Source organism: Pseudothermotoga elfii DSM 9442 = NBRC 107921 (genome assembly GCF_000504085.1).
GTDB lineage: Bacteria > Thermotogota > Thermotogae > Thermotogales > DSM-5069 > Pseudothermotoga_B > Pseudothermotoga_B elfii.
The window spans coordinates 281,455-304,019 of sequence record NC_022792.1 but is presented as its reverse complement, the minus strand read 5'-3'; the positions used below and the strand labels follow the sequence as shown (position 1 = coordinate 304,019).

Below are 22,565 nucleotides of genomic sequence, written 5' to 3'. Positions count from 1 at the left end.
TCAAACTCTATTGTAATGACCCGACTGGGTCTTACTTATCATACCCCGCAGTTCATATTCAGTAAGTTTTGATAATACTTCCGATAAATCCATTTTCAATCTTTCAGCCACCTCCTCGGCAAGCAAAGGACCGCTGTCAAATAAAGATATAAAATTATCTGAAAGCTCTTCTTTCTTAAATTCAACCCCATAATATTCAAAAATTTGATCGACGTGGGTCAATGGTGTTGCACCCATCTTTATCAACCAGTTGCAACCTTCGCTTGTCTTTCTGTTTATGTCACCGGGAACAGAAAAAACATCTCTTCCTATTTCTGCTGCTATTTTTGCAGTAATTAAAGCACCACTGTTGAGCGGTGCTTCCACAACTACTGTGGCTCTGCATAACCCGGCTATTATTCTATTTCTTGCCGGAAAATTTTGCTTCGCCGCTTTAGTACCCAGCGGATACTCGCTTACCAGACATCCATTTTTTAAAATAGCTTCATATATATCTTTATTTGAAACAGGATAACATACATCCACACCTGTACCCAGAACTGCTACAGTTTTCCCGCCGACATTAAGGGCCGTTGAATGTGCCGAGCTGTCTATACCAAAAGCCATTCCACTCACTGTAACGAATCCTGCCCTGCTTAAATCAGTAACCATTTTTTTCGTGACATCGATTCCATAACCTGTCGCTTTCCTTGTGCCAACAACTGCCACAGTTCTGCTATCTTCCAAAAATTGGATATTTCCCAAGCAAAATAATACAGCAGGTGGAGAATGAGTCCATTTCAAAAGCTCCGGATAATCTTCACTCCAGAAATCTACCAATTTAACATTGAAGTTTTCTATCTTTTTTAACTGTTGTTGAATAAACCCTTCGTCATAGTGCGCTTTGAACCTTTCGTTGCCCTGAAAAAAATCTGATTTCAAGATTTCTGACACAGAATTATAAGTTTCTTTGATTTTCTGTATCTCCTCTATCGAAAATTTTCCAAAATATGAAAGTGCAAAAATTTCAATTGGGTGCATTTTTCTCCATTATCTCCCTGATTTTTTCTGAAACCCCGGATGGCCTTCCAGGTATACACATATCAAAAGTGGCTTTACCAGCCACAACAGCTTTCGCGTATGCTTCGCATCCAGCATAGCCACAGGCGCCACAATTGGCTCCTGGCAAAATTTGTTTTATCATCTCCACCCTCGGATCCTCTTTGACCTCAAATTTTTTTGCCGAGTAGGCAAGAAAGGTTCCAAATGCCAATCCAAGGACAGCCATAAGTAATGTTGAATAAACAATAACCATCTTAACCACCTCACATTTTTATCAGGCCCTGAAATCCCATAAATGCCATAGAGATTATGGACGCCAATATCAAAGCTATTGGTAGACCTTCAAACGATTTTGGTAAGTCATACAGATCAAGTCTTTCTCTTATACCGGCGAAAATCACTAAGGCAAGTAAAAATCCAAGCCCAGCCCCGAGCGCATGAAACACAGATTCCAAAAGTGTGTAGTTTGTCTGGGCGTTCAAAATTGCAACACCAAGGATAATACAGTTCGTTGTGATCAAAGGTAGATAAATACCTAAAGCTTCATAAAGAGAGGGGCTATTTTTCTTGAGAAAAAACTCAACAAACTGGACAAATGTCGCTATCACCAGAATGAAGGTCACTGTCTGAAGAAACTGCAATTGCAATGCTATAAGCAGTTTGTTGATAATCCACGTTATAACCGAAGACATAACAAGTACAAATGTAGCAGCAAACCCCATTCCAACAGCTGTGTCCATTTTTTTTGAAACACCAAGAAATGGACAGATACCGAGAAATCTTATAAAAACGTAGTTGTTAACCAAAAGTGCGGAAAACAATATTAGAAAAATTCTCATTTCTTTTCACCTCTCTGTTTCTTTTTTAAACCAATGAAAGCAAAAAGAGCTGCAAGTAATCCAAGAGTCATATAAGCCCCAGGCGGAAGTATCATCACGAAAACGTTGAAAGCCTTCCCCCAGATATTAATTCCGAAAATCGTGCCATTCCCGAAAAGTTCTCGGATACTGCCAAGTAAAACTAAGGAACCTGTGAATCCCAAGCCAACTCCAAGTCCATCAAGAAAGGATGTCCAGACACCGTTTTTGGAAGCAAACGCCTCAGCTCGTCCCATTATTATACAGTTGACTACTATAAGAGGAATAAATAGTCCCAGAGTTTTCCACAGATCATAGGTAAAGGCATGCATCACAAGATCTATCATAGTAACAAAAGTCGCTATCACGGTTATGAAAATTGGTATTCTCAGGTTTTTTGGAACATTTTTCCTTATCAGGGATATAACAATATTAGACATAGTTAAAACACTTGTTGCTGCTATTCCCATCCCCAGACCATTCATCGCGCTTGTCGTAACTGCAAGAGTCGGGCACATTCCAAGTACCTGAACGTATGTGGGATTTTCTTTAAAAAATCCTTTTGTGAATTCTTTAATTGCACTCATTGTTTCACCCCCGATTTCAAATAGGAGAGCATTGCATTGATGGCGTTTGCAACTGCTCTTGGAGTAATTGTGGCTCCTGTCATTACATCACTCACTTTTGCGATGCCTTTCTGCCTGGCTTCTTCAACCGAAAGTCCCGTCATATTCGCATCTTTATCTACGCGAACTGAATTTTCAAGCGCTGAAGGTTCCATTGGATAAAATCGCTTCTGTATTTCTTCCTCTCCTATCCTTGCTCCCAATCCCGGGGTTTCCTGGGAAAAGTCTGTCACCCGTATTGAAAAAAGCATTAATCCCTCCTGTTTCTCAACAAAGCTTGCTACAATTGTTACTGACCCGCCATAACCTATAGCAGAACCGCTCAGAACATAAACAGTGCCTAATTCTGATTCAAATTTATAAACCGGCGAATAGACTTTCCCATTTGAGTCCTCATAGATCACATTAGAAACTGGTCCAGACCTTGAGATTTGCCTTTTAACCTCTTCTATTGGTACTATATATTGACCATTCTCATCTTTCAACACTTTTTCTATCGCGTTTATTTTCTGCTGAAGTTCTGTAAGAGATATCCTGTCTTTTGTCAATGTGTAAACTAAACCGAGCGCCAGACCAGCTACTGCACAATAAATAAGCAGAACCACTCCCATTTTCAAATACTCTTTCATGATTTCACCTCGCCAAAAACTCTTGGTTTGAAAGCTCTGTCTATTAGAGGGGTTACTGCATTCATAAGCAATATTGCAAGAGAAACGCCCTCAGGATAACCGGCAAAATACCTTATCACCATAGTAGTGATACCACAGCCCAAGCCGAATATTGCCTGACCTCTTAAAGTCATAGGGCTTGTTACCATATCGGTGGCCATGAAAAGGGCACCAAGAAAAAGTCCTCCGGTGAGAATATGAAACAGAGGAGAGCCAAATTTTTCTGGATTCACGAAATACATCACACTTGCAAAAAGAAAAACAGTTCCTATATAAGAAGCTGGTATAACAGGATTCACTCTACCACGATACCATAAATAGAGAAACCCTATTATTAAAAGTAACGTACTCGTTTCTCCGATACAGCCTCCAATGTTTCCCAAAAACAAATCTGTATAACTAAAAGCGCTAATTGCCTTTGAGAAACCCTGCTGTTTTAAGATTCCAAGCGGTGTAGCTGAACTTATTGCATCCCACGGTGTTGTTGAAAAAAATTGTACCGGGTTGATCCACCTCGTCATCAGGGTTGGAAAAGAAATCAAAAGAAATACCCTTCCAACCAGTGCCGGATTGAAAATGTTCTGTCCTATTCCACCAAAAGCCTGTTTTGCAACAGATATTGCTACAAGTATTCCAATCAAAAGCAACCACCATGGAGCCGTCGGAGGTAAATTCATCGCCAAGAGAAGCCCTGTAACAGCTGCACTTAAGTCCGGCATAAAGTCTTTCTGCTTTCTCAAAACTCTGACTATAAACCATTCAACAAGCTCAGCGACAACTGCCCCAATAGCACAAAGAAACAGAGCATACCAGCCGAAAAAAATAGCCGCTCCGATAACAGCTGGCAAAAGCGCTATCAGGACGTCTATCATAATTTTTCTGACAGAATCGTTACTTCTTATATGAGGTGCATCTTTGACAAGCAATTTCATTTCCTACCACCTCTCAAAGCCTGATAAACTTTCTTGGCAAGTTTTATTGCACGAACATGATCTATCTTTGAAGGACAAATATATGCACATGCTCCACATTCAATGCAACTCATCAACCCTTCAGAAACAGCTTCATCATATTTCCTCTTATTTGAAAGAAGATACAGCAAATAAGGTTGTAATCCCATCGGGCAAGCAACAACACATTTAGTACATCTGATACAGTTTTTCTGCACAGGCTGCTTTTCTTTTAAAAGCACTGTTATTCCACTTGTACCTTTTAATATCGGAATATCAAGCCTGTTAATGGCTATGCCAGTCATGGGGCCACCAAGAATAACTCGCTCTGCTTCCTCTTTTAAACCACCGGCAAGCTCAATCAGCTGGTTTACTGTTGTACCTATCCTGGCAATTACATTCGCTGGTTTGTTAATACCTTCTCCACTAACCGTTAATCCTCTTTCTACGAGAGGTTTTCTATCAACAACCGCATGTTTTATAGCAATGACGGTTTGAACATTCTGAACAACCACCCCAACATCCATTGGTAAACCACCGACAGGTACCTTTCTTCCAGTTATTGCGTATATGAGCTGTTTTTCTGCTCCTTGAGGGTATTTAGTTTTCAAAAGCTTCACTTCTATTTCCTCAGAACCAACAATGCTTTTCAAATGTTTATATGCGTCCAGCTTGTTTGATTCAACCCCCACGAAGGATTTTTGAACTTGTAATATTTTCATAACAATTCTTATCCCCTCAATGAAATCTTCTGCCTTCTCCAGCATCAATCTATGGTCAATGGTCAGATACGGTTCACATTCAGCTGCGTTGATTATAAGCGTATCTATTTTCTTATCTTTCGGGGGATTCAGCTTCACGTGAGTTGGAAACATTGCGCCACCAAGTCCAACTATGCCCGCTTTTTTAACAACTTCTAAAAGTTCTTCTCTTGACAATTTTTCCCAATCTTTGTGATCCAAATATTCCCAGTCATCCTCTGAAGTTCTCTCTATGACGACTGCTTCCATTGGTTTACCCTGTAACGGGTGGTAAACTTTATCTATTTTCTTTACAATGCCTGTAACAGGTGAATGCACATAACCAGAAATGAATCCAGCTGGTTCGCCTATTACCTGTCCGGTTCTGACATGTTGGTTTTCTTCCACAACACATTTTGCCGGTGCACCAGCATGATTTGCCAAAAACACATATGCAATCTTTGGTGGATCGAGCCGAATAATCTGTGATTCTCTTGCAAGCTCTTTTTTCTCCGGTGGATGAATACCTCCTCTAAAAGTTAATAATTTCACCACTTCACCTCCCGCGACAAATCCATGCTCAGAAGTAGTTTCTCTGAGTGTACGTTATAGAGTGATTTACCAGGACGGTCGTTATAATAAGGCCTCGAGCAACCCGGACAACCACTTGTTAGAAAAGCTTTTATTGCATCGTCTGGAATACATCTGAAACGAATTATTCCCTGATCCAGAAACACGAGCTCTTTTCTACCGGTAAATATAAGATAACGAGCAATTTGTATTCTCCTGTATCTTTCAATCGGCGGACGCTCAAGATCCTGCAATGGTGTACCATTCAGTGGTGTAAAAGCAAACAGACCAACCTCAACACCAAGCTCATAAAAGTGAATCATAATTTTGAGAAGATCAGAATCATTCTCACCCAACCCAACAATGATGTGTGTTGATATTTTTTTCGGAAACAACTTTGCGGATCTTTCAATGAGACTCAACGTGAATTTGAAGTTTCCACCTCGTATTTTTGAAAATAGCTTTTCATTAACAACATCAACAGCTATGCCAATTCTGTCAACCCCAAGGTTGAAATAATCCTCTATTTCTTTGATATTTTCAGCTCGAACCGATATTGATACCTTTTTCCCTAAAGGAACTATATCTTTCAAAAGCAACCTGAGATCATCCTGATAACCTTTGTAAGAAACTGTTTGAATACATATTCTTTCAAAGTCACTGTGCGAAATTTTTTCAATAAGAACATCTTTATCAATCAAGGGCCATGTGACACGACTCAAAAATCTTTGAGGGGAGATAGAGGAAATGGCATGACTACAATACAAGCAGTTGAATCTACATTTACCATCGAGCATCAGGTATGCAGTTTTCAAATCAGGTGGAAACATGCTTTTGCTGATATTCAACTTAGACAACGTGCCGACCGATGCCCTCAATATCAACCATCATCATCTCCGATCTGATAAACGTAGATCTTTGTAGATGATTCTAAGATTATCTTATCACTCAGAACATTTATCTGAAAACCATTGGAAGTTTCTGGAATCTCACTGTTTGTTACAATTCTCACAAATATATTCATGGCTGTCCGATTCGCTAAATCCATTTCGAAAGCCCTTTTTATTAAAAAACGTTGATGAGAAATAGTGGAAAAAGCAATCACCATGACAATCGCTATTAAAAGCAGGCCTATCACCATATCAAGGACTAAAAACCCGTATCTCATAATGTGAAAAAGTACGAAACAATCAAGATTATTCCCAAGACCATCAAGGTCATCAGAAAGGCTATTAGGAAATCACTTCCGTGAGATTTCATATCAGATCTAATTCCAGCTAATTTTACACTTTGATTCTGGTTCTGCTGCTCTGGCTTCTCTGATACCATCTGAGAAAGTTTGTCGTTCCATTCTTGTTGTGATTTTGTGATCTTTTCTTCAAATCTCTGGACTTCAGACATTATCTTTATAGACTTAGGTATTAAACCCCTTCCGAGCAAACCTTCACCCATATCAACTTTTATCAGGTAATATTCCTCTTTTTTACCTCTTATGAGTTCTTTGCCAACAAGTATACCGGGCAGCGGGATTACATTTCCTTGCTGCGAAAAATGCTTGGGGTAAAGTAATTTGAGCTTTTCCAGATTCTCTGAATTTCTTACATTGAGGATTACGAAAAAAATAGGATCTCCAACATCAAATTCCGCAAGAACTTTACCTCTTATAGGGTCAACCAGTGGAAAAATCTCAGCAAGATCTGCTATATCTGGCCTCTTCAGTACATCAACCAAACCCTCGCTATCGAAATCCTGCCACAATTGCATAAAATTCTCTGCGGATATTTCTTGGTAGCTGACCTGTTTGAATTCAACTGTAATCTCTATCTTTGGGGCCCATTCTTTGAGAATCTCCGAAACGATATACTGCACGAGATCTACATCGCTGTCTTTAACAGCAGCACTCAGCTCTGCCCCAAAGAGCTGCCCACCTTTTCGAGAGATATATCCTTTAATGTAACTCAAAAATTCGTTCGAAAGATCTACACTTTCTGGAATCTGCGATGATAACTTTGACTTGAGATCGTTAAACCCTTTTATAAAAGCAGCATAATCATCTGAGAGATCTAACCTCAGAAAATTTGAATACCTGCTTGGAACAATTAGCAGATCATATTCGGGAGGCTCATTAACTTTCCCGAAGAAAAAACCTATCCCTTCTTCTGCCGTGATACGGCTTTTCAATCGATACTTAACAAAGTAAAAATCCAAACTCCTTCACTCCTTATGAAGTATATAATCCCCCGATTCTACTTTCTGAGTTTTGAAATCACCTTTTTCTACCCCGACGCCAACGACACAATTTTTACCGATTACTGAACCTGATGGTATAACCGAATACATCCCAATAACAGTGATTTGCCCGGTATAAACATCGCTATCTAACTTGTTTTTTGCATCATCACCCTCACCAATAATTACTCTATTTTCCACAATAACTCGTTCAGCTATTACAGCGTCTGTGATAACGCAATTTTCTCCTATCTTTGTTGATGTCATGACAACACTGTTCTTTACCACTGCATTTTCACCAATGTAAACTCCCTGAAAGATCACACTGTTTTCGACAAAACCGTATATCTCGCATCCTTCACTGATTATAGAATTAACTATTTTCGACGTTGGGGCACAGTACGCAGGTGGCATTTCTTCTGTTTGTGTAAAGAATCGCCAATGTCGATCGTAGAGATTCAAAGGAGGAATAGGCCTTGTGAGCTCCAGGTTACTTTCCCAATAAGATCTAACTGTTCCGACATCTCTCCAGTAACCATTGAATTTGAAAGCGTATATCTGGCATCCTTCATTTATCATCAAAGGGATAATATCATGGCCAAAATCGTGCGTACTTTCATTGTTTTGCTCGTCTCTAATAAGATACTCTTTCAAAAACTTCCAATTGAAAACATATATGCCAAGAGATGCAAGATTCGATCTTGCCCTTTGCGGTTTTTCTTCAAAATCTACTATTCTTGAATCAAGATCTGTCATCATGATGCCAAATCTATTCGTTTCCTCAGGAGGTACCTCTATGCAAGCAATAGTACCTTCAGCACCTTTCAATATATGAAAATCTATTATATCGTTGTAATCCATCGCATACACATGATCACCAGAAAGGATGAGCACAAAATCGGGATCAGCAGAATCAACATATTCTATATTTTGATAAACCGCGTTGGCAGTTCCTCTGTACCAGCCTGCTACACCACCAAGATAAGGGGGAAGTATTGTCACTCCACCTTTTTTCCTATCCAGATCCCATGGACGACCAATATTTATATGATTGTTGAGCAGATGCGGCCTATACTGAGTCAAAACTCCCACATGGTATATTCCAGAATTCACGCAGTTGCTAAGAGTGAAATCAATAAGTCTGTATTTTCCACCAAAAGGTACAGCGGGCTTGGCTATTTTCTCAGTCAGAACCCCTAATCTTTTCCCATGGCCGCCAGCCAAAATGAGAGCGAGAACTTTCCTCATTTTAACCACCTCATCATAGAACTGCCCTTTTTTCCATAACTGCTATGGAATCTCTCCCAATCAGTTTTGCTTCCTGTCTAATCAAAACTTCTTTGTCGAGAATCACATTTCTGACAATTGCGCCTTCTTCCACAACCGCATCTTGCATTAAGACAGAATTTTCAACAACCGCACCTGCTTTCACAACAACGCCTCTGAACAGTATTGAGTTTTCTACATATCCATTGACAATGCATCCATCAGAAACTATTGAGTTTTTCACAACCGCATTTCCACCTATTTTAGGTGGGGGAAAATCTTTCAGTTTTGTATAGACTTTCCCATGTTTGTAAAACAGCTCTTCACGGATCTCTCTTTTCAAACAATCCATATTCACACGGAAATACTCGGCAACTCCCTTTTTGATATTTCTCCAGTATCCTCTGAAAACATAGCCATGTACTTTGAGCCTGTCTATCTGAGAAATGACGATATTCAAAAGGTCATTTTCTCCTCTATTTACGTAATTGTATAGCAACTCCATCAAAAGATATTTGTTCATAAAATATATTCCTAAGAAAGCGGTATTATTTTTGGGATTTTCTGGCTTTTCCTCAATTTCCATTACCCTGTTTCCCGAAAGTTTCACTATTCCATATTGAGTAAGATCGTACGTTTCGTCAAGTTCTTTAACAAGCAATGTTATATCGGCACCTGTAGAAAAATGAAAGTTGAATATATCACCAAAATCTGCTTTGTATATGTGATCACCGGAACCTATAAGAACGTAATCTTCTTCACCACGCCTGAGTATCGTCATGTTTTGAAAAATAGCGTCTGCCGTTCCTTTATACCAGTAATAACCTTCTTGGCTTACGTATGGTTGGAGAAGAAACAATCCACCATTTTTTCTATCCAGATCCCACTCTTTCCCTGAGCCAAGGTGGTCCATCAAGCTTCTCGGGTTGTACTGAGTAAGCACTCCAACCTTTTTTATACCAGCATTGACCATATTGCTGAGAGTGAAATCGATAGCACGATATTTACCAAATATAGGCAGCGCTGCACTTGCTCTCTTTGACACAAGAGAGCCGAGCATTTTACTCTGTCCTCCTGCAAGAATCAATCCAAGGACTCTCATAATATCTCCCCCAAGCTTATTTTATCATTCTGGTGCATCGAAATCGACATTGGTATACAATGTTATAGGAGGTAATTTTCATGTGGTACCCGGGGCACATGGCAAAAGCTTCAAAAACAATACACCGTATCATAAAAGATATAGACCTTGTCGTAGAATTGCTTGATTCACGAGCTCCCCTCGCCACGCAGGCTTACGACAGGAAATTCCTTATGGGGAAAAAGAAGGTCATGATTCTCGGCAAATCAGACATAGCTGATCCTAAACAAACCATGAAGTGGAAGATTTTTTTTGAGAGTAAAAATGAAAAGGTATTAATTTTCAACAAAAATACCACCAAAAACTACCTCATAGACTTCATTGCAAACCACGCGGATAAAAACTCGTTGATCATGATAGTTGGTGCACCAAATGTCGGCAAATCAACTTTACTGAACAAGCTTAAAGGAACGCGCTCAGCAAAAGTTGGGGCTGCACCTGGCATCACGAGGGGTTTGCAGTGGTTTTCGGCAGGAGGTTCACTCAGAATACTTGATACGCCCGGGTTGCTATTACCAAAGCTCTGGAGTTCAGATTTAGCTGCGAAGCTTCTTTTAACCGGATGTTTGATTCCTGAAAATGTTCCCCCAAAGGTTCTGGAAAGGGCTTTTGAAATATATGCCAGACGTGCAAAGCTTGAAGAAAACAGTCTGCAGGATTTTCTGGAAAGGCACGCACAAAAAATGGGAATGATTCTGAAAGGCGGCATACCTGACAGAGAAAGGGCTCTTGTAGATTTCTTTATCAAATTATCTCAAGGAAAACTTGGAAGATTTACCTTCGAAACTGTAGAGGAGGCGAGTGCTTATCAAGGCAATAGTTTATCTTCCACTGAAACCTGATAAAGCCAAACGATTGAACCTACCAGTGAAACTTCCAGTACTTGCAGAAGATCTGCCAGAGATTCTCGATGAGAATCACATACCCGTGAATATAATCATAAGGGGCTTAGAAGCTCAGTATGAGATTTCGAAAGATCAGTATTACAAATCATATTTGATTTACTTCTATTATGAAAAAGTTAAAGAGGCCCTGAATGAAAACAACCTGACAGAAGCTGAAGAGTGGCTTGGAAAGGTTGAACAGCTCGAGAGAGATTACAGATACGATTTTTTCAAAGGTGTGATTTTATCGAGAAGCGGGGATTACGATCAGGCTGAAATTTTTCTGAGGTCAAGTACATCAAAAAACAATTATTTTGCACTCGGCCATTACGAACTTGGGAATCTTTTGAGGTCAAAAAAAGAGTTCGAAGATGCCATACTGGAATACAAAAAGGCTTTTGAATCGGACAAAAATTTTCTTTTACCGCTATTAAGAATAGGGGATTGTTATATGGAGATGGGGGAGGTAAGACAGGCATGCGATTTTTACCAGACGGCAATTCAAATCGATCCAAACTTCGCACAAGCATATGCACGCTTAGGGGTAGCTTACAACATTTTGCAAAAATATGACCATGCGGAGAACAGTTTGAGAAAAGCTGTACAAATAGATAAAACAGACTATTTGAGTTTATTCAATTTATCTTTCACTCTGTCTCGCCTTGGAAAACATTTCGAAGCTATGCATATTCTAAAAGATCTTGTAGAAAAAAAGCCTCAGGATGCCACTATAATGAATGAATATGCTCTGATTTTGAGAAAACTCGGTTTCTATGAACAGGCAAAAGATTTTATAGACAGGGCTTTTGAGATCAACAACAATGATCCTTCTTTAAATTACAACAGAGTGCTGTTGACACTTTTTGTTGACAAAGAGGAAGCTATTCGCTTATCTGAAAAACTTTCATCACCGTATTATGAGAAAATGGAAGATTTAATCACTTTTTTAAGGCAATGGCGTCCTGTTGATGTGCCAGATTTTATATCGGATAAAGTCAAGAAATTCAAACCGTGCATGGAAAAAGGCGAGATAAACGTGCAAAAACTGGTAGATCTTTTAGAGAACGAAGATCGTATTAACATGGTGAAAAATGGAATACTACCTGCTACAGACACAGAGATAGACACCGTACAATGGCTGGACATCGTGATGTTTATAATACTTGCATCAAATGATGATCCGATAAAAATGGAAAAAAATGTTACAAAAGTGGCTGTTTCGCTTTATGGAAGCGGAATAATGCTTGCAGTGGCAATAACATTGATGAGAATCTTCCTGCACATCAGTGCACACGGAAACTTTGATCTTCAGAGCTTTGTGAACGATGTAGTAACAGATATACAGGAGTACCATTGGCAATTTGCAAAGAGAATTTCTGAGCTCGAAAATGAAAGTTTTTCACTTGAGGAGTTGCATTTGAACGGAATCAAAAAAGGAAGCGATTTTCTCATCGAACTTCTGAAAATTCTTTCTATAGATATAACTGAAGAAGATTTATACTTAATCGAAGATAATCTTATGAAAGAAATCTATCTAATCTTTCAATCTATACGGAGGTGAGATGATGAATTACGACAGGCAACAGCTTTTAAGCGAGATAGTTCAGCCTGCGCAAACTAAAATCGTTTTACTTGTTATGGATGGAATCGGTGATATTCCAAAAAATGGAGAGACACCACTTCAAAAAGCAAACACTCCAAACTTTGACAAACTTGCTAAAGATTCAGACCTCGGTCAGACTATACCAGTCCTTCATGGAATAACACCTGGCAGCGGTCCCGGACATCTTGCCTTATTTGGTTACGATCCTGTTAAATATCAAATAGGTCGAGGAATACTCGAAGCTCTTGGTTCAAATGTAGACGTTGAAGAAAAAGATATCGTTGCGAGGGCAAATTTTGCTACTGTAAAAAATGGTATTATTGTAGATCGAAGAGCAGGAAGACCTTCAACAGAGGAAAGCGGAAAAGTTGTTCAAAAACTCTCAAGTCTTATCAAAGAAATTGATGGCGTCAAGATAACTTTTTACCCTGGCAAGGAGCATCGTTTTGTAGTTAAACTAACTGCTGAGGGCCTTGATGACAAAATAACCGATGCCGATCCACAAAAAGAAGGCAAACCAATTCTGCTCACCCAACCTCTCACAGCAGAAGCAAAAAAGACATCGGAAATTGTAAACAAGCTCATGAATCAAATAGCAGATGTGCTCAAAGACGAAGAAAGGATGAACTTCGCCCTTATAAGGGGGTTTTCAAAATACCCAAAATTACCGCAATTTCCTGAGGTTTACAAACTTAAAGCTGCTGCAATAGCAACATACCCCATGTACAGAGGCATCGCAAAGCTTGTCGGGATGGATGTAATTGAAACGGGGTCAACTATACAAGAAGAAATGCAAACACTGAAAAGTGTCTGGGGTAGTTACGATTTCTTCTACTTCCACGTGAAAAAAACAGATTCCTATGGTGAAGACGGAGATTTCGATTCTAAGGTGCATGTTATAGAAGAGGTTGATTCGGTTCTACCCGAAATCATTTCTTTAAATCCGGATGTTCTTGCCATAACAGGAGATCACTCAACACCAGCTGCTCTCAAATCACACAGCTGGCATCCTGTACCGTTCATGTTGTGGTCAAAATATACAAGAAAGGGTTTAAGCAAGGCTTTCGATGAATACGAATGTGCAAAAGGAACTCTCGGCACATTCTACGCAGTAGATGCGATGAGTATCATTCTTGCTCATGCTCTTAGACTTGAAAAATATGGTGCATGAATTATTTCTGGCTGATATCTTTTCTTGGTATTTCAACCGGGGTTTTGCTATCCCCGGCTCTTTTAATTTCTTTCTCAATGGTTGGTATCGCCATTTTTTTATTGTGGAAACATCTTTCTGTTAGGATCTACCTCCTGTGTGTCGTTCTTGGTTTGATCATCAGCCTTCCTGGCAATGTTCCACAAAGATCGGAAATAGTCGGGTTCTGTACCTTAAAAAAATCCAGCTATACTGTTGTGAGCAATGTCAGATTTTTTGAGAATGGGAAATGGAATTATCTGCACCATGATGTAAAAGTGAAATCTGATCAGATAAATCCCGGGGAAGAGGTATATATCTATGGAAAAATCAGCAAATCCTTTTCTTATCCTCTATATACAGTTGTACCAGATTTTTCCTGCGGTGTCAGACAAACAGCAAGAGGGTTTTTAAAAGTTATGAGCATCTTGCAAAAATTCAAAGAGGAAAACGAAATTTTCATCATAGATGTTCTCGGACCATTTGCAAAAACAGTCAATGGACTGCTTTTCAGTGATGGCGAATTTGATCAGGCAGAATATAGTGATCTAAAAAACAGTGGGCTTGCCCATATATTTGCTGTATCTGGTCTTCATGTGGGGATTGTGTATGCGCTTGTGGAAATTATAGTGAGTTTTTTTACATACAAACTCTTTTTCAGGAGGTTCATCGGAGCTTTTATAGCTCTGATGTTTGCACTGAGCACTGGTCCAACACCCTCGGCATTCAGAGCAGCAGCAATGCTTTGCATCTGGAGTTTTTTTAAGATTGCTGACTATCCAGTTGAACCATTAAATGTACTTGGAATGGCTGGAACATTCAATATTTTACTGGAACCCTATTGCATATTATCAACATCATTTTTGATGAGCTATATGGCAACAGCGTCTATCCTAATCTGCCAGGAAAAGATTCGCTCATACCACATTGTTGTAAAAACTCTCTTCACACCTTTTTCGGCATTTTTTGGTGTTGCACCCTTTTTAAATATCTTCTCCTCGCTAAATGTTCTCTCGCCTTTTTTAAGTATCTTTGCTACTTATCTGGTTATCCCCATAATATGGGCAGCTTTCATATCAATTTTTTTCAGAACAATTCACATGGAAACCTTAGCCCAAATTCTATTGAAGGGTGCAACACCTTTTGTATATCTTGTTCAGCGTTTAATTCATCTTTCCTCTCTTGTACCAAATTTTTCTCTCGGTCTTACAGGTTATATTCTGTTTTCTCTGCTGATACTTTTCCTATTCTGGCATTTCGGACACAAACCATAGAATTTTATATCGTAATCGTTTATGACATAACCTGTCTTTGATTCTACATTTTTCACAAGGTCTTTCACTATTTTTTCATCAACCTCTATTACTTCTCCACAAGCTTTGCACACTATGTGTTGATGCAGGGTTTCTGCATCTGGTGCAGCAAGTTCGTACCTGTAAATACCCTCACCAAATTCCAATCTTCTGAGAAAACCGAGTTTTGAAAGGAGTTCCACCGTTCTATAAACAGTTGCCTTGCTTATCCTGTACCTCTTTTCCACGAGTTTTCTGTAAACATCCTCAGCACCAAGATGTCTTTCTCCAGATTCAGCAAAAACTTTCAAAACGATTTCTCTCTGGGCGGTCATTCTATACTTTTTGGAACGAAGTTCTTTTCTTAAAGACTCGTAAAGCATCATTTATCCTCCTCTCAAACATTCATAACCGGTTTTATATCTATTTTCCAGCCTGTTAATTTTGCAGCTAATCTGGCATTCTGTCCACCTTTGCCAATGGCCAGAGATAACTGTGTAGGTGGGACCAAAACTCTCACAGCTTTTCTTTCAAAATCAAGTATCTCGACACTCGTCACTGAGGCAGGCGCGAGCGCATTCACAATAAGCTGTCTCGGGTCGTCTGTCCATCTGAAGATATCCACTTTCTCACCTTTGAGCTCTCTCAATATTGCACTTATTCGGCTTCCTCCTTCTCCTATACACGCTCCAACTGGATCTACCTGTGGATTTGTCGATACAACAGCAACCTTGGTCCTGACCCCGGGCTCTCTCACTATCGCTTTGATCTGCACTATATCGTTTTCAATTTCTGGTATCTCTAATTTCAGCAACCCTGCTACAAACTCTGGAACTGCCCGACTGACCATTATCTTCGGCCCTTTCTTATCTTTTACAACACTCTGAACATAAACCTTTATGAGTTCGCCAGCGCTGATGCTTTCTCCTGAAATCCATTCTCTCTTAGGTAACCTTGTTTCTATTTTACCAACCCTTATATCAGCCCAGTCAGATGTAACTCTTATGACTTCAACGGTGATAACACTACCTGCAAGAGTTGAATAATGCTCATACTGCCTTTCTTTCTCGAGTTCTCTGATTCTCTGTATAAGAACCTGTTTGGCGGTTTGAGCGGCTATTCTGCCAAAATTCTTAACACTGATTTTCTTGAAAATTTTCTTTCCTGATTCTGCGAGCGGATCTGCTTTTCTCGCTTCTTCGACACTCATTTGAGTCAAAGGATCCTCAACTTCTTCTACGACGTCGAAAACCTGAAAAAGCTGTATATCTCCTGTCATACGATCTATTTTCACATCAACGTTCTTTGCTGTCCCAAAATTTTTTTTGTAAGCACTGACAAGCGCCTTTTCAAGAATTTCTATTATTTCATCCTTAGATATTCCCTTTTCTTCTTCAAGTTGATCAAGAGCATCCAGAAGCCCAAGATTCATATACCCACCTCCTCTAAAAGTCGATTTCAAGTTTTCCTTTCTTGATCTGATCAAACGAAAAAGTGATTATCTCTCCATTTTTCAATTCAATGGAGACAGTGTTTTCTGTAGTTTCCTTGATATTCCCTACCAGTACTTTTCCATCTTTAAGCCATATTTTTGCTAATCTGCCAACAAAACGGTTGTAGTCCTTTATTTCTCTAAGAGGCCTATCAAGTCCAGGAGAGGAAACTTCAAGAATATAGCTGCTGTCTATCAAATCAGCTTCATCGAGGTAGTTTCCTATTTGACTGGAAACAATCTCACACTGGCGAATGCTTACATAATTTTCCGGGTCATCTATGACAACACGAAGTACCAATTTTCTTCGTTCCCGCCTGAGAGTTATATCAAACAACTCAAGTCCCAATTGACTCAATATATCAATTACCACTGGTCTTAATTTATCTATTATTTTCTTCACTAAAATCACCTCTACTGAAAAACCGGGACGTCTGTCCCGGTACTTTGGCGGAGAGGGTGGGATTTGAACCCACGGGTGGGTTTTGCCCACCACACGCTCTCCAGGCGTGCGCCTTAGACCGCTCGGCCACCTCTCCAAATTGTTTACTACGCAAAATAATTTATACCATAAACAACAAATATTAGCAAGTGCTGATTGGTTTGCTAATGTAGGTATGAAATGCACAGAAACCTTTAACGCAACATATGTTACATTTTGGTTTATTTTTCAAGCAAATATCTTTTGCATGTTTCACAATCAAGGCGTGGTACTCTTTGTACAGACCAGTATCTTTCGGCAGATCATGGAAAATCGCCTGTATCTTATCATAACTATCTTCTTCATTCAGAATTCCGAGTCTTTCAAAAACCCTCTTGGTGTAATTATCCACAACAAAAACAGGTTTATCAAAGGCATAAAGTAATATTGAGTCAGCTGTTTCCTTCCCTATGCCGTTAACATTCAAAAGAATTTCTCTTGTGATATTTCTACTTAAAGAATGAAAATCAAAATTATATTCCGACAATAAGGACAACAGATTCTTAAGTCTAACGGTTTTCAAATTGTAAAATCCCGCCGATTTTATCAGTTGAGAGAGCTGATCATTACGTAACCTGAACAGTATCACCGGATCAAGGGCCCCAGCTTTTCTTATATTATGTATAGCTTTCTCGACGTTGTTCCAGGATGTATTTTGTGTCAGAACAGCTCCGACAATCACTTCAAACCAGCTTTCCGCAGGCCACCAGCCTTGTGGTCCGTAACTTCCATAAAGAATTTTGTAGATTTTCAATAGAAATTTTCGTACATCCACTAACAGATACCTCCTGTGAAAAAATAATATCAAAATTCGTTTTTCGAACAGATTTGATAGGATATATCCTGGAGGTGTTCTTATGAGAACAAATAAGGATAAGCTTGTCATGATCTCTGTGCAGGGTACAATTGTCAGGCCAGAACATTCCGGTAGACACAGCGTCTCACATGATGGAAAACCATTTATGCTACCTGGAACAGGTGGAATAACCTACAACGTAAAAGTTGGGGATTGTGCCTTTGGCTGGGAAGCAGATCATGTTGAGCCCGGTGTCTCTACAATCTTAGATCAAGACAAGAGGGATTCAGGGCCCAACAGAGGCTACAATTTTTACGCATGTATTGGAAACGAAGCAAGAGTTGTAAGTGGGGATGCAAAGGGGGCAAAAGGTGTTGTTACAGGTCATCACGGCGGAGCTGAACATGTTTTGATAGATTTTCCTGATGAAGTACTTGAAAAGCTCACACTCGATGACAAGATATTAATCAAAAGTTTTGGACAGGGGTTAAAATTTTTAGACTATCCCGATGTCTACGTATACAACATTGACCCAAACCTGCTTGAAAAACTTTCAATAGAGGAGAAAGATGGCAAACTTTATATGCCGGTCGTGGCAGTTGTGCCTTCCTTTTTGATGGGTTCCGGAATTGGTTCAACGAGCATGGGTACAGGCGACTACGATATAATGACTGCCGATAAAAAAACTTTGAAAAAATATGGGTTAGACAAACTCAGATTTGGTGATATTGTTTACATTCAGGACCATGACAACACATTCGGAAGATGTTATAGAAAAGGAGCGGCAACCATAGGTGTTGTTATTCACAGTGATTGTAAATACGCTGGACATGGCCCGGGTGTAACTACCATAATGAGCTGTGCAATGCCAAAGATAAAACCAGTTATAGATCCAGATGCAAATATTGCCAAGATACTCAAGATAGGAAGATATAGGGAGTAAAGCCCGCAAATCCTGCGGGCTTTAAAATTTGTAGTTCATGTTCAAGTAAATTGGGGTGCTCAAAGTTCGTACGTAAACATTTCTGGTAGATATGTACAGATCGTGGAATCTCACACCGAGCCCAGCGCCAACTGAAAACTGTTCACTCAAGGGAAACTGGACGTCAAATCTTCCTGAATAAATCCTTCCTTCAAGATTACTTGTGCCAGAAAGACCAAGCGCAGATAAGCTACCGGTTGGTCCCATAAAAACAAACATTATTTCACCCGTAATTTTTCCAATTACATCCAGAAAACCAAAAGAAAAACTTGGTGCCAGGCCTACGAAAAAGAGGTTTGCATCTGTTGTACCTAAGTCACTGGCAACAGACATACTTAGCAAGCCAAGAACCGCTCCCATTCGCAAGCCTTCGTCCAAACCATATTCGATATTCAATTGGCCACCATAATCAGTTATTGCACGCACTTGTTTTTTACCATCTGCATAAACGTCGTTATAAATTGAAAAGCCAAGTGAAGGGTTTACCGAAAAAAATACCCCGGCTATTGCTCCTGTTGCCAGCAAAAATAGGCAGATTGTCAATATCTTTTTCATAAAATTCCCCCTGAACAAAATACTACCACAATTCACATCATTCTTTTTTTCTGTACCTGATTACTTTGACAAGTTCATACAGCGGTATTATCATTATAGCTGCGATCAAAGACACCACAAGCTGTTTCCCAGTCAAGTTAGTGGTCCCAAATACATTCTGGAGAATTGGTAAATATATCACACCCAATAGCAAAGCGAATGATCCTGCTATTGCTATTAATAAACGAGGATTGTTCTTAATGCCAACCTTAAACAGAGAGAGTTTTATGGATTTAGAGTTCAGAGAATGCAGTAATTGACCTGTACACAGGGTAAAGAACACCATTGTTCGAAGCAACTCAATCTGGTCATGTTCCAAAAGCGCCCAGCTGTACACAAACAGAGTCAAAACCGAAAGAATCGTTCCTCCAATAAACACATTCGTCATAATTTCTTTGCTCATTATTCCTTCCTTTGGATCTCTCGGAGAACGTTTCATCACATCTGGCTCAGCGGGTTCTACACCAAGTGCCAGAGCCGGAAGACCGTCTGTTACAAGATTCATCCAAAGAATCTGAACGGGTATTAATGGTAAAGGCAATCTCAACAAAATTGACACAAATATAGTGACAACCTCACTGATGTTGCACGAAAGAAGATAATAAACCACTTTCCTTATATTATCGAAAATCTTCCTTCCTTCTTCAACTGCAGCAACAATGCTTGCAAAATTATCATCTGTAAGGACCATCTCCGATGCATCTTTTGAAACATCTGTTCCTGTTATACCCATAGCAACACCGATATCTGCTTTTTTCAACGCGGGTGCGTCATTGACACCGTCACCTGTCATTGCAACAACTTTTCCTTTTTTCTTAAGAGCTTCGACAATTTTCAATTTATCTGTTGGAGAGACTCTCGCATAAACCTTAACTTTATCCACGACTTTCACAAGATCTTCTACATCCATTTCAATCAGCTCGTGTCCTGTTAAAACCATGTCATCTTCAGACAAAATGCCTATTTCTCTTGCTATCGTCTGAGCGGTAATTTTATGATCACCCGTTATCATGATCACGTTTATACCAGCTGTTCTACATCTTTCAAGAGCATCTTTTACTTCGGGCCTCGGAGGATCTATCATACCCATTAAGCCAAGAAAAACCAGATCTTTTTCAAGTTCCGAATAGTCATCGCCAATCTCTCTAAAGGCAATCGCGAGCACCCTTAAGCCATCCTGGGCCATTTTCATATTTGCCTGTTCAATTTCGTTTTTATCATTTTCAGATAATACTTTTATTTCGCCGTCAGGCGCCATGTATTTTGAGCAATTCTTTATAACAACATCCGGGGCCCCTTTGGTAAAAGAAAGCCTCTTTTTTTCAAATTCATGAACAGTGGTCATCATCTTTCTATCAGAATCAAAAGGAATTTCGTGTATTCTTGGTATCCGCTTCTCAAGTTCATTTTTGTCAAAACCGTAATCCATAGCTGCAAGAGCAAGGGCTATTTCGGTGGGATCTCCAGATGTCACTCTGTTGCCATTTTTGACAGTTATAAATGAATCGTTGCACAAAATTGCTCCCATGAATAATTTTTCTATGTGCTCAGATTTTTGTGATTTTATTTGTTCCTGATCGAGAATAATAGATGGATGAAGATAATACTTTACCACATTCATTTCATTCTTAGTCAGAGTACCGGTTTTATCAGAACATATGACATTCACCGAACCAAGTGCTTCGACAGCTTGCAACTTTCTTATAACCGCATGCCTTTTCACCATGTTGTACATACCCAGGGCTAAAACTATAGTAACGACAGCTGGCAATCCTTCCGGAACAGCTGCAACAGCTAAACTGACAGCTGTCAAAAACATTTCAAGAGCAGGTTCGCCCTCAAAAATTCCAACCAAAAATACAACAGCGCATATCGCAAGTATGATCATCCCTATCTGTTTACCAAGCTTCTCAAGATTTTGTTGCAATGGCGTTTGTGTTTCTTCCATTTCCGAAAGTAACTTCGCTATTTTCCCCAGCTCTGTATTCTCACCTGTTGAGGTTATGACAGCTTTGGCACGACCTCTGCTTACTATTGTTCCTGAATAAACCATATTTGTTCTATCGCCCAGAGGAAGATTTTCCTGATCAATCAGATCTGTGGTTTTCTCCACAGGCTGTGACTCTCCAGTCAAAGCAGCTTCACTAACCGAGAAATTAACAGTCTCAATCAATCTGCCATCAGCGGGGACGTAATTACCAGCTTCAAGGATCACAATATCTCCGGGGACGATCTCCCGCGACGGAACGGTTTGTACGATTCCATCTCTGAGAACCCTCGCCATTGGAGCAGCCATCTTTTTGAGTAACTGTAAAGATTTCTCGGCCTTTGATTCTTGAATCGTACTCAAAGTAGCATTTAAAACAACTATGATCATTATCAAAATTGCATCAACGGATTCCCCAACAAGTATCGAAACACCAGCAGCAACAAGAAGTATGATAATCAAAAAATCCGTAAACTGGGAAAAAAACATTCGCCAGATAGTCTTTTTCTTTTTTTCTGCAAGCTCATTAGGTCCATATTTTTCCAAACGTTTTTTTGCTTCTTCACTTGACAAACCCTTATCAGGATCTGTTCCTAAATGGCTGCACACATCCTCAACACTTTGTTTGTAAAAATCTTTCACCATATTTCACCCCTCGTCTGTAAAAAATTATTTGTATTCTCCATCAATAAAATAATGCCAGTTTTCTTATTTATTTACATCTTTTACAGCTATAACTTCAATTTCTATCTGAGATCCTTTTGGCAAAGCTGAGACTTCAACAAAGGATCTTGCTGGCCGATGCTCATTAAAATACTCTCCATAGACTTCGTTGATCTCACTGAAACTCTTCAGATCAACCACGAAAACAGTGACTTTCACGATATTCTTCAGAGTACAACCTGCAGCCATCAATACGGCTTCTATGTTATCCAGAACCCTTCTTAGCTGTTTTTTGATATCGCCATTCACCAGTTCCCCCGTGGCAGGATCGATCGGAATTTGCCCGGAGACAAAAATAAAATTGCCCGCCTCAATTGCCTGAGAATAGGGACCTATTGCCTTTGGTGCACCACTTGTCTGAATTATTTTCATCTTCATACCTCCTCAGAATTTCAGGAACTCTCATTAAGATTCTCTCATATCCACCCGTACACTGCAAAATCTTTAGAAAACC

The 22,565-nt window shown here is 39.6% G+C and carries 24 protein-coding genes and 1 tRNA gene; 5 read left to right on the top strand and 20 right to left on the bottom strand.

The features are described 5' to 3' along the window. Genes dprA through glgD form a run of 12 tightly spaced genes read right to left on the bottom strand, consistent with a single transcriptional unit; the run spans nucleotide 1 to nucleotide 10,049 of the window. A complete protein-coding gene (gene dprA / locus TEL01S_RS01415) occupies nucleotides 1-1,020 on the bottom strand; it encodes a DNA-processing protein DprA (RefSeq protein ID WP_028843491.1) in 1,020 nt (339 codons plus the stop codon). Continuing rightward, on the bottom strand, nucleotides 1,007-1,294 hold the full coding sequence (locus TEL01S_RS01410) for an RnfABCDGE type electron transport complex subunit B (protein WP_012002342.1): 288 nt from the start codon (nucleotides 1,292-1,294) through the stop codon (nucleotides 1,007-1,009). The genes dprA and TEL01S_RS01410 overlap by 14 nt, the downstream gene beginning before the upstream one ends. 10 nt (nucleotides 1,295-1,304) lie before the next feature. Further along, entirely contained in the window at nucleotides 1,305-1,880 is a 576-nt protein-coding gene (gene rsxA / locus TEL01S_RS01405) for an electron transport complex subunit RsxA (RefSeq protein ID WP_012002341.1), read from the bottom strand. Beyond that, nucleotides 1,877-2,485 carry an electron transport complex subunit RsxE gene (gene rsxE, locus TEL01S_RS01400; protein ID WP_012002340.1) on the bottom strand — a complete coding sequence of 203 codons (609 nt, stop codon included), beginning with the start codon at nucleotides 2,483-2,485 and terminating at the stop codon, nucleotides 1,877-1,879. Before rsxE ends, rsxA begins: the two co-directional genes overlap by 4 nt. Next, nucleotides 2,482-3,153 (bottom strand): RnfABCDGE type electron transport complex subunit G, encoded by a 672-nt coding sequence (locus tag TEL01S_RS01395; RefSeq protein ID WP_012002339.1) that lies wholly within the window; start codon nucleotides 3,151-3,153, stop codon nucleotides 2,482-2,484. The genes rsxE and TEL01S_RS01395 overlap by 4 nt, the downstream gene beginning before the upstream one ends. Further along, nucleotides 3,150-4,124: an RnfABCDGE type electron transport complex subunit D gene (locus tag TEL01S_RS01390; RefSeq protein WP_012002338.1), complete on the bottom strand. Its 975-nt coding sequence runs from the start codon at nucleotides 4,122-4,124 to the stop codon at nucleotides 3,150-3,152. Before TEL01S_RS01390 ends, TEL01S_RS01395 begins: the two co-directional genes overlap by 4 nt. Next, nucleotides 4,121-5,434: an electron transport complex subunit RsxC gene (gene rsxC / locus TEL01S_RS01385; RefSeq protein WP_012002337.1), complete on the bottom strand. Its 1,314-nt coding sequence runs from the start codon at nucleotides 5,432-5,434 to the stop codon at nucleotides 4,121-4,123. Before rsxC ends, TEL01S_RS01390 begins: the two co-directional genes overlap by 4 nt. Next, nucleotides 5,431-6,309, bottom strand: a complete 879-nt coding sequence (locus tag TEL01S_RS01380; RefSeq protein ID WP_309297887.1) for a radical SAM protein — start codon at nucleotides 6,307-6,309, stop codon at nucleotides 5,431-5,433. The genes rsxC and TEL01S_RS01380 overlap by 4 nt, the downstream gene beginning before the upstream one ends. Before the next feature lie 23 nt (nucleotides 6,310-6,332). Continuing rightward, nucleotides 6,333-6,593, bottom strand: a complete 261-nt coding sequence (locus TEL01S_RS01375) for a hypothetical protein (RefSeq protein WP_144313060.1) — start codon at nucleotides 6,591-6,593, stop codon at nucleotides 6,333-6,335. A 23-nt stretch (nucleotides 6,594-6,616) separates the two neighbouring features. Beyond that, nucleotides 6,617-7,660, bottom strand: coding sequence for a DUF4899 domain-containing protein (locus TEL01S_RS01370; protein ID WP_012002334.1), 1,044 nt, complete (start codon nucleotides 7,658-7,660; stop codon nucleotides 6,617-6,619). A gap of 6 nt (nucleotides 7,661-7,666) precedes the next feature. Continuing rightward, the gene (locus tag TEL01S_RS01365) at nucleotides 7,667-8,929 is read right to left on the bottom strand and encodes a glucose-1-phosphate adenylyltransferase (protein ID WP_012002333.1); all 1,263 of its coding nucleotides are present in this window, start codon (nucleotides 8,927-8,929) and stop codon (nucleotides 7,667-7,669) included. Between the two features lie 13 nt (nucleotides 8,930-8,942). Beyond that, on the bottom strand, nucleotides 8,943-10,049 hold the full coding sequence (gene glgD, locus TEL01S_RS01360) for a glucose-1-phosphate adenylyltransferase subunit GlgD (RefSeq protein WP_028843492.1): 1,107 nt from the start codon (nucleotides 10,047-10,049) through the stop codon (nucleotides 8,943-8,945). Nucleotides 10,050-10,129: 80 nt separating this feature from the next. Here glgD and TEL01S_RS01355 point away from each other — a divergent pair, with 80 nt between their 5' ends. The 4 genes from TEL01S_RS01355 to TEL01S_RS01340 are packed head-to-tail and all read left to right on the top strand — an operon-like array spanning nucleotide 10,130 to nucleotide 15,038. Beyond that, the gene (locus TEL01S_RS01355) at nucleotides 10,130-10,930 is read left to right on the top strand and encodes a GTPase (RefSeq protein ID WP_012002331.1); all 801 of its coding nucleotides are present in this window, start codon (nucleotides 10,130-10,132) and stop codon (nucleotides 10,928-10,930) included. Beyond that, entirely contained in the window at nucleotides 10,890-12,533 is a 1,644-nt protein-coding gene (locus TEL01S_RS01350) for a tetratricopeptide repeat protein (RefSeq protein ID WP_028843493.1), read from the top strand. Before TEL01S_RS01355 ends, TEL01S_RS01350 begins: the two co-directional genes overlap by 41 nt. Nucleotides 12,534-12,537: 4 nt before the next feature. Continuing rightward, entirely contained in the window at nucleotides 12,538-13,746 is a 1,209-nt protein-coding gene (locus tag TEL01S_RS01345; RefSeq protein ID WP_028843494.1) for a 2,3-bisphosphoglycerate-independent phosphoglycerate mutase, read from the top strand. Further along, complete coding sequence (locus tag TEL01S_RS01340; protein WP_012002328.1) at nucleotides 13,743-15,038, top strand: ComEC/Rec2 family competence protein; 1,296 nt, start codon at nucleotides 13,743-13,745, stop codon at nucleotides 15,036-15,038. Before TEL01S_RS01345 ends, TEL01S_RS01340 begins: the two co-directional genes overlap by 4 nt. On the opposite strand, the gene TEL01S_RS01335 is transcribed toward TEL01S_RS01340, so the two are convergent. From TEL01S_RS01335 to TEL01S_RS01315, 5 genes are all read right to left on the bottom strand, one after another. Further along, the gene (locus TEL01S_RS01335) at nucleotides 14,978-15,442 is read right to left on the bottom strand and encodes a Fur family transcriptional regulator (RefSeq protein ID WP_012002327.1); all 465 of its coding nucleotides are present in this window, start codon (nucleotides 15,440-15,442) and stop codon (nucleotides 14,978-14,980) included. The two genes, TEL01S_RS01340 and TEL01S_RS01335, sit on opposite strands and share 61 nt — an antisense overlap. 11 nt (nucleotides 15,443-15,453) lie before the next feature. Next, a complete protein-coding gene (gene nusA / locus TEL01S_RS01330; protein WP_012002326.1) occupies nucleotides 15,454-16,488 on the bottom strand; it encodes a transcription termination factor NusA in 1,035 nt (344 codons plus the stop codon). A 13-nt stretch (nucleotides 16,489-16,501) separates the two neighbouring features. Next, nucleotides 16,502-16,951, bottom strand: coding sequence for a ribosome maturation factor RimP (rimP, locus tag TEL01S_RS01325; RefSeq protein ID WP_051366136.1), 450 nt, complete (start codon nucleotides 16,949-16,951; stop codon nucleotides 16,502-16,504). A 45-nt stretch (nucleotides 16,952-16,996) separates the two neighbouring features. Then, nucleotides 16,997-17,087, bottom strand: a tRNA-Ser gene (locus TEL01S_RS01320). 45 nt (nucleotides 17,088-17,132) lie between these two features. Beyond that, entirely contained in the window at nucleotides 17,133-17,804 is a 672-nt protein-coding gene (locus tag TEL01S_RS01315; protein WP_028843497.1) for an endonuclease III domain-containing protein, read from the bottom strand. Between the two features lie 82 nt (nucleotides 17,805-17,886). Between TEL01S_RS01315 and TEL01S_RS01310 the strand changes: the two genes are divergently transcribed. Next, nucleotides 17,887-18,768, top strand: coding sequence for a DUF4438 domain-containing protein (locus TEL01S_RS01310; protein ID WP_012002323.1), 882 nt, complete (start codon nucleotides 17,887-17,889; stop codon nucleotides 18,766-18,768). Between the two features lie 21 nt (nucleotides 18,769-18,789). Here the strand turns inward: TEL01S_RS01310 and TEL01S_RS01305 are convergent, their stop codons facing one another. The 3 genes from TEL01S_RS01305 to TEL01S_RS01295 form a co-directional block, all read right to left on the bottom strand. Beyond that, nucleotides 18,790-19,362, bottom strand: a complete 573-nt coding sequence (locus tag TEL01S_RS01305) for a hypothetical protein (protein WP_012002322.1) — start codon at nucleotides 19,360-19,362, stop codon at nucleotides 18,790-18,792. A 37-nt stretch (nucleotides 19,363-19,399) separates the two neighbouring features. Beyond that, nucleotides 19,400-22,033: a calcium-transporting P-type ATPase, PMR1-type gene (locus TEL01S_RS01300; protein ID WP_232504367.1), complete on the bottom strand. Its 2,634-nt coding sequence runs from the start codon at nucleotides 22,031-22,033 to the stop codon at nucleotides 19,400-19,402. Nucleotides 22,034-22,096: 63 nt separating this feature from the next. After that, on the bottom strand, nucleotides 22,097-22,483 hold the full coding sequence (locus TEL01S_RS01295; RefSeq protein ID WP_012002320.1) for a RidA family protein: 387 nt from the start codon (nucleotides 22,481-22,483) through the stop codon (nucleotides 22,097-22,099). Nucleotides 22,484-22,565 lie beyond the last annotated feature (82 nt).

Coding starts and splice junctions, on each gene's coding strand:
- dprA (WP_028843491.1), bottom strand. CDS start 1,020: ATGCACCCAATTGAAATTTTTGCACTTTCATATTTTGGAAAATTTTCG.
- TEL01S_RS01410 (WP_012002342.1), bottom strand. CDS start 1,294: ATGGTTATTGTTTATTCAACATTACTTATGGCTGTCCTTGGATTGGCA.
- rsxA (WP_012002341.1), bottom strand. CDS start 1,880: ATGAGAATTTTTCTAATATTGTTTTCCGCACTTTTGGTTAACAACTAC.
- rsxE (WP_012002340.1), bottom strand. CDS start 2,485: ATGAGTGCAATTAAAGAATTCACAAAAGGATTTTTTAAAGAAAATCCC.
- TEL01S_RS01395 (WP_012002339.1), bottom strand. CDS start 3,153: ATGAAAGAGTATTTGAAAATGGGAGTGGTTCTGCTTATTTATTGTGCA.
- TEL01S_RS01390 (WP_012002338.1), bottom strand. CDS start 4,124: ATGAAATTGCTTGTCAAAGATGCACCTCATATAAGAAGTAACGATTCT.
- TEL01S_RS01375 (WP_144313060.1), bottom strand. CDS start 6,593: ATGGTGATAGGCCTGCTTTTAATAGCGATTGTCATGGTGATTGCTTTT.
- TEL01S_RS01365 (WP_012002333.1), bottom strand. CDS start 8,929: ATGAGGAAAGTTCTCGCTCTCATTTTGGCTGGCGGCCATGGGAAAAGA.
- glgD (WP_028843492.1), bottom strand. CDS start 10,049: ATGAGAGTCCTTGGATTGATTCTTGCAGGAGGACAGAGTAAAATGCTC.
- TEL01S_RS01355 (WP_012002331.1), top strand. CDS start 10,130: ATGTGGTACCCGGGGCACATGGCAAAAGCTTCAAAAACAATACACCGT.
- TEL01S_RS01345 (WP_028843494.1), top strand. CDS start 12,538: ATGAATTACGACAGGCAACAGCTTTTAAGCGAGATAGTTCAGCCTGCG.
- TEL01S_RS01340 (WP_012002328.1), top strand. CDS start 13,743: ATGAATTATTTCTGGCTGATATCTTTTCTTGGTATTTCAACCGGGGTT.
- TEL01S_RS01335 (WP_012002327.1), bottom strand. CDS start 15,442: ATGATGCTTTACGAGTCTTTAAGAAAAGAACTTCGTTCCAAAAAGTAT.
- nusA (WP_012002326.1), bottom strand. CDS start 16,488: ATGAATCTTGGGCTTCTGGATGCTCTTGATCAACTTGAAGAAGAAAAG.
- TEL01S_RS01310 (WP_012002323.1), top strand. CDS start 17,887: ATGAGAACAAATAAGGATAAGCTTGTCATGATCTCTGTGCAGGGTACA.
- TEL01S_RS01305 (WP_012002322.1), bottom strand. CDS start 19,362: ATGAAAAAGATATTGACAATCTGCCTATTTTTGCTGGCAACAGGAGCA.
- TEL01S_RS01300 (WP_232504367.1), bottom strand. CDS start 22,033: ATGGTGAAAGATTTTTACAAACAAAGTGTTGAGGATGTGTGCAGCCAT.
- TEL01S_RS01295 (WP_012002320.1), bottom strand. CDS start 22,483: ATGAAAATAATTCAGACAAGTGGTGCACCAAAGGCAATAGGTCCCTAT.